The 6265-nt window shown below is 29.0% G+C and carries 4 protein-coding genes; 1 reads left to right on the top strand and 3 read right to left on the bottom strand.

All coding sequences use genetic code 11. The features are described from left to right. Nucleotides 1-132: 132 nt before the first annotated feature. A complete protein-coding gene (locus AJ939_RS03810; protein WP_070283388.1) occupies nucleotides 133-1140 on the top strand; it encodes a DUF3825 domain-containing protein in 1008 nt (335 codons plus the stop codon). 496 nt (nucleotides 1141-1636) lie between these two features. On the opposite strand, the gene AJ939_RS03805 is transcribed toward AJ939_RS03810, so the two are convergent. The 3 genes from AJ939_RS03805 to AJ939_RS03800 form a co-directional block, all read right to left on the bottom strand. Further along, nucleotides 1637-2533 carry a DUF6685 family protein gene (locus tag AJ939_RS03805; RefSeq protein ID WP_070283390.1) on the bottom strand — a complete coding sequence of 299 codons (897 nt, stop codon included), beginning with the start codon at nucleotides 2531-2533 and terminating at the stop codon, nucleotides 1637-1639. 743 nt (nucleotides 2534-3276) lie between these two features. After that, nucleotides 3277-3408, bottom strand: a complete 132-nt coding sequence (locus AJ939_RS11110; RefSeq protein WP_257841619.1) for a hypothetical protein — start codon at nucleotides 3406-3408, stop codon at nucleotides 3277-3279. Between the two features lie 20 nt (nucleotides 3409-3428). Then, entirely contained in the window at nucleotides 3429-6155 is a 2727-nt protein-coding gene (locus AJ939_RS03800) for a conjugal transfer protein TraG N-terminal domain-containing protein (protein WP_070283389.1), read from the bottom strand. Nucleotides 6156-6265 lie beyond the last annotated feature (110 nt).

Genomic DNA, 6265 nt, shown 5'->3' with positions numbered 1-6265 from the left:
CAACAACTTATATTTTAACTCCAACAGGAAAAGTAATAGGCACTCCTATTGAAGGAGCGGTTGATTCTGACATACTTTTTGGACTATTGAAAGGTTTAGAAGATTATAAGAAAGGACAATTAGGTTTTTAGCGTGGAAAAAAACATAGAAAAATTAATTTTGGAAGCCTATGAAGATAGTAAGACTAAATTTGACCATGTTACTACAGGACATATCAGTCAATATTTGAAAAGAAAATATGATTTAAAAATCAATTGTAGTAAGGCATTAATAGAAGCAGACTTTGATCTTGAAAAAGATGAAAACGAACCTTCTTTAGTTTATGTTAAAAAAGCTACCACAAGAAACAAGACTTCAAATCGTGATCAAATTCAAAACAAAGTTGAAGAGAAACCTTTGTTGTTTCAATTTGCCTATTTTCCAAATTTTCTAAATACACTCCAAGAGCTTTCTAATATAGCTCAAAAAGAATTTTGGGGAAACGGAAATAATATTTTATTTTCTTATCTATTTAAATATTTTGAGTTCATTTATGAAAATAAAAGCTATCCTGATATTATTACTTATAATAAAGACAAAACAAAGGCATGTTTCAATACAGGTTTGTATAGTACAGGTGTTTTTCCAATATTTGCATGCTTTGAAAAGCAGGAAAATGGAGGATATATTTTTAGAAAATTTTGTTCTAATGGAGATAGAGTTTTAGATGATTTAGAAATACCTAAATCTTTAAGCGATTATGATACATTCAAAAATGAAATCATTTTTGATAGTAAATTGGATTTTAGGGTAAATCATTTGCATCTTTTTGAGAGAAAAGAGCGATTACCTGAAATTGTGAAAAAACTAAATGATAGGTTCATAGGACACATTATTAATGGTGAATTGAAAATCATCAAAGATAATTATAATCTTCAAAAGATGATTATTCCTGCAGCTTATAAGCAAAGGGTAGTTTTATACATTCCTTTGAAACTTCAAGAAGAATCAGTTGATACGATAGTTGTAGTTGAAAAAGAAGAGGTAAAAAACGAACAGTATTACGCCGTGAGAACTATACTAAATCCGCATGATAATATTTACAAAACCGCAAGAGTTCTTTCAATAGTTGAATCTGAATGGGTAAAAAACACTATTTGAAAGTGAAAACATTGATAAAATAGGCTTTTTAGATAAGTCTATTTTACCATATAAACAATTAATAATAGGCTAAAACAATATAAATGCTTTGCCTATAAAATCTAAAATTTTATCATACAAACAATTAATAATAGGCTAAAACTGTATACTCTAAATTATCTGAATTTTACCAATTTTACCATATAAACAATTAATAATAGGCTAAAACAAAATTTTTGTAAAATAAAACAATACAAGATAATAAAAATTCATTTAAAAATACTACAATTAAAGCGTATTAAGTATGGCTACTCTTTCGGTTATAAGAAGGAGGCATGATGAGTAAGATCATTGAGTTTTTAGTTCTTGTCTTAGAATTAATTAACGAGATAATCAAACTCGTTGATTATCTCACTTAAAAAACCGAAATAATTATAAATAAACCACGCTTAGTCTTAGCTTAATACAATTGCAACAAAAAACATTGAACCGAAAGAGGCGTGGCTTTTGGTTTGCATTATTTTGGATTTGAATGCTTTTTTAATTCCCTATTCCAATAAAAGAAATACTTTGAATCTAGTTTATTTAGTATATTTAAAATAAAATTATTTATTTTATTTTTTTTGAAAACTATTGCATATGTCTTATCATTATTTAATTTGTAATTTTTATAATCTTGTGCTGTAAAAATTTGATTAAATAAAGAATTTATTTTATATATATTATCCTCATGGGTTATAAAAATTTCATACTCTTCTAAAAGTTTTTTTAAATTATATTGATTTAATTTTTCTATTTTTATCCTAGCTTTAACTTTATATTTATCTTGGTTGTTCCTTAAGTGGTATAAAGCAACCGCAAAATGATGAGAACCATTATGATTATTCCATTCATACCAATCAGCCCACTCATAATAAGTGAATTCTAAAATTTTATCTTCTTGAAAATGTTTAATACATGACTGTAAATCCCATCCACCCTTTTTATTTAATGCTCGAAAAGTATCAAAACCAAATAAATAAATTATATCTCTAGGATCTATATTAGATTCATATAAATTAATATTAGCAAAATAATTAGTTTCGTTGTTAGAACTTGAGCAAGAAATTGATTTTACAACTCCTAAATCAAAATCATCTATTTCTTTATATTCATCTTGTTTAAATAAATTGCTAAGTAAACCAATAAAATCATCTTGCTTTTGTAGCCATTGTCCATCTTTAGTATATACTAATGAAGATTTTATATAATATTCATTCAACTTTAATAACTTAATTATACCCCCAGAAAACGAGAAGCAATTAATATTATCATTCCAAGAATAGTTTAGTTCTTTTAAATCTAAATTTAATAATTCAAACAATACCTTTTGAATGCGATAGTTTTCCAGATACAATTTTATTTTTTCTAGCACTTTATTCCTTCAGCCACCAATAAATTAAGTCTTTCTATATTAATCATATAAAAAAAGCTTTTGATATAATTAAACATTAAAATAAACAAATCATTAAAAATCTAATATTAATAAAATCAAGACAATCAATGCAATTAATTTTATAAAAACTACATTCATGATAAATCTTAAAAAATATTTTTAAACTATTCTTGAATATAATTCTTGCTATGTTTTAAAAATTATTTAGTTTAGAAAATTTTATAAAGGTTTTAACTATGAAAGAAAAAGAATATAACATTGTGAATAATTTGCTTAATCTTGATTTTAATAAATGTGAAAATATATTTTCACTTCATGAATTAATAAAAAGAATTGCGACTATTGTTTTGTAAAGATGGTTCTAATGCTAGAAACAAAATAGCACATGCAAGATTTTCCCAAGTTAAATAAAAAAAAGAACCTCGTTAAAACCACTAAAAAATAGGCATTTTATAGCAAAAATACTTGCAAAATTTATTAAAATATGGTATAATTTTATTAAAAATATGAATAAGTTATTAATCAAGGAGTAATATTATGTTTTCCACATACTTAGTTGTTAGCTTTTTAATATTTATTGTGTTGTTTTTTTCAATTTTAAGTTTTTATATGGTTTTTCTAAAAAACAGAAATACAGAAAAAAGGAAAACTAAAATAATTAATAAATTTTTATTTCTCTTATGTTTTCTCTTGCTAATTTCAATTTCGATTTTAATTGGAGTTTATTTAGGAGTGTTAACAACTGTTAAATCTGTCGTAATTGCTTTTATTGCATTAGTTTTTATATTATCGTTGTTTTTCATGGCTTTTTCTGTAAATTGTGCTATTTTAGATTCTATTTTATCTTTAAACAAAAGGCTATAAAGCCTTTTGTTTAAATAGAAGGAGTATCTTTTCCAAGAGGATTCCAATTTTTAGAAGTTTCTCTAATAGCATTACCTCCTTTTTTATTATCTTGAGCTATTTGTGAGTGAGTTGCTCCGCTTTTAACTTCTTGACTATCTGGCATTGTTGTAGTGTTGCTTGTTCTTTTACTACTTTGATTTACTTGATCTTGATTTAAATTAGATTGAGTTAAAACACTTCTTTCTGATCCATCAATGGTTTTAAAATTCATACCTGCAGCGTGTGGCATAGTAGTATTATTTGGACTAACAATGCTTTGAGCGCCGTATTGACTATTATACTGTGCAAGTTGCGCAGGATCATTTTTAATCATATCGGATACATAATTACCTGCTTTTGCAAAGTATTCATTTTGTTGAGCTGTATTAAGGCTGCTAAAGTCTTTATTATCTCCTGCAGCAAGATCTCTTGCAACCACATTAAGTGTATTGTCAATATTATTAGTACTGACAGATTGAATACCTTGTTCTGTTTGTGTATAGCTTTGAGCATACCCAACCATTTTTGAATAAGCTGTAGAATCGCCACCTGAAAGTGTATTGCTCCAAGAAGAATCCATACCTTTTGTGGTAGATAGAGTTTTAAGAGAAGCTCTTTCCATTATTTCATTATATGCAGCTTTTTGAGCTTCTGAAAAAGTTTCAACATTTCCTATACCTCTTTTTGAACTCGCACTTGATTGAATTTCAGCACCATTTCCAAGAATGTTAAAACCTGCATGAGCAGAAGCTGCTAATGCAATTTCCGCCTTTTCTTCGCTAGTTAAATCAGTTCTATTTTGAATCTCTTGTCCAATATTATTTGCAAAAGCCTTCTTAAATGCTTCATCTCCTTTCTCCATAAATCCTTTAGCTTCATTTAATGCACTTGCTCTACCGCTTTGACTCATATGTGAATACTGATCATTAAAGTTTTTATTCCAAGCATCAGAATTTGCTTGAGATACGCTATTAACAGTTGTCATAGCTCCTGCACTAAGTTTGGCGCCTGACATCATACCATCAACATTTGTTCCTGTCATATTTGCATTAGAGATTTCAGAATTCTTTGTATTGTCACCCATAACTGATTGAGTATTAAATTTAGTAACCGCACCATCTATATTTCTTGCATATTGAAGCGATGCTACCCCTGCATTCATCGCCCAAACTTCATCTCCTCTAGGAGCAGCTATACTTGTTTGCGTAGATAGAGCTTGCTGATTTGCAAAGCTTCCAGCAGCTCTTGAAGCACCTGTTAGAGCTTGAGATAATCCAGAAGCAAAAGTTATAAATCCTTGCTCACTTGCTTTAGCAATTGCATAAGCTAAAACAGGAGTACTCATTACAAGATAATTCATGAAATTTGATCTATTTGCTACTTCTTTGAATATAAGCATGTTATCTCCTAAGCTTAAAGCTGCTTTTCCACCTGTTATTACTTGTGCAACTTTCATAAGATTATAATCATTTAGATAGTTAATAATACAAAGAATAGGAGTCCAAAGCACTATCCAAATACATAGAGTAAAAAACATCTTAATATGTGCGTAAGAGCCAAATACAATAGAAAGCAAAGCAACAAGCCAAGATAAACCTATGATAATAGCTGTTAAATAAGCTTTAGCTAAAGGCAAATAAGTTTGCGCCATGTGTCCTTGTGCTTGCATACTTGCATAAAATTGCTGATCCGCATAAGCAGTATTTGCAGCCACAGAAGCAGGATTTAATCCTACTGATTTAGCGGTATTAATGATTGCATCTTGAGAAGCAAGCATTATCATGGATTGCTGTAAATAAGATCTAGCACTTACAGCTTGTTCGTTATAGATTTGTGCAGCGCCTAAGAACTTTTGCTCATAATTTGTCATATCATCTACCATACCAAGCAAAGCAGCATGAATCTTCATAGCTTCATCTGTATCGTTTTGAATCATTTCAACGATTTGAGGACCTGCATCAGAACAAGGTACAACACTTTGTTCTTCAACATTATTGTTATTTTTAAACAAAGGAGTAAGCTGAGAGCCATTGCCTATGTTTGTGAAAAGATCTTGCATTAAATTATCAGAGTTTTGAAAAAGATTTCTACCTTGTTGATTAAGCAAGATACCTACTGAAACGCAGTTTCTAAAATAAAAATCAATATTTTTTTGCAAAGTTGCATCAATAGCCGAAAGCTTTACGCTTGGTAAAGTACTCATCACTTGAAGTGAAAAACCTAAACCTGCGTTAGAGAAATTTGTAGATTGTGGAGTTGAAAAATGTTTTTCCATAGCTTCTAGGATAACCTTCTCAAATTGTGTCATTAATGCAAAGCTTTTTCCTATGCCTATAGGAATTTGAGAAATGACATAATCTTTACTTGTTACTTCATCGTGAATCATGAAGCGGTGATTATTGTCATTTGGCGCCCTTAAAAACATCTGCCACACTACAGCAAAAAGTATAAACATTTTTCCAAATTCAAACACAGGATTTGTTTGTCCATCCATTGCTTTTTTGATACTAAAAAGCAATAATGAGATAGCTAAGGCTGCATTAACGATATAACTTGTTTCAGTGGTTATACCTTTAACAGCTTGCATGATTTCATTCATCACATCGCCATAACCCCAAGTATAAATTAAATTGCTATTAGCTATTTCAGTTGCACCAAATAAAAATGAAGGTGCAAAAAACAAAGTGCTAAAGAATAAAAAGTAAAATCTTTTCATGGACTGTTTTAAGAAGTTAAAGAGTTTGTTTGGTATAATTATAAAAGGTAGATGCCAAAGGCGGCTACCTTTGGCATTAATCATAACCTAGAAAGGCGGTGATTAAATTG

Origin of the sequence: Campylobacter sp. BCW_6889, from assembly GCF_001762535.1 — a bacterium.
Classification (GTDB): Bacteria; Campylobacterota; Campylobacteria; order Campylobacterales; family Campylobacteraceae; genus Campylobacter_D; species Campylobacter_D jejuni.
This window is presented reverse-complemented; position numbering and strand designations above follow the sequence as displayed.

Coding starts and splice junctions, on each gene's coding strand:
- AJ939_RS03800 (WP_070283389.1), bottom strand. CDS start 6,155: ATGAAAAGATTTTACTTTTTATTCTTTAGCACTTTGTTTTTTGCACCT.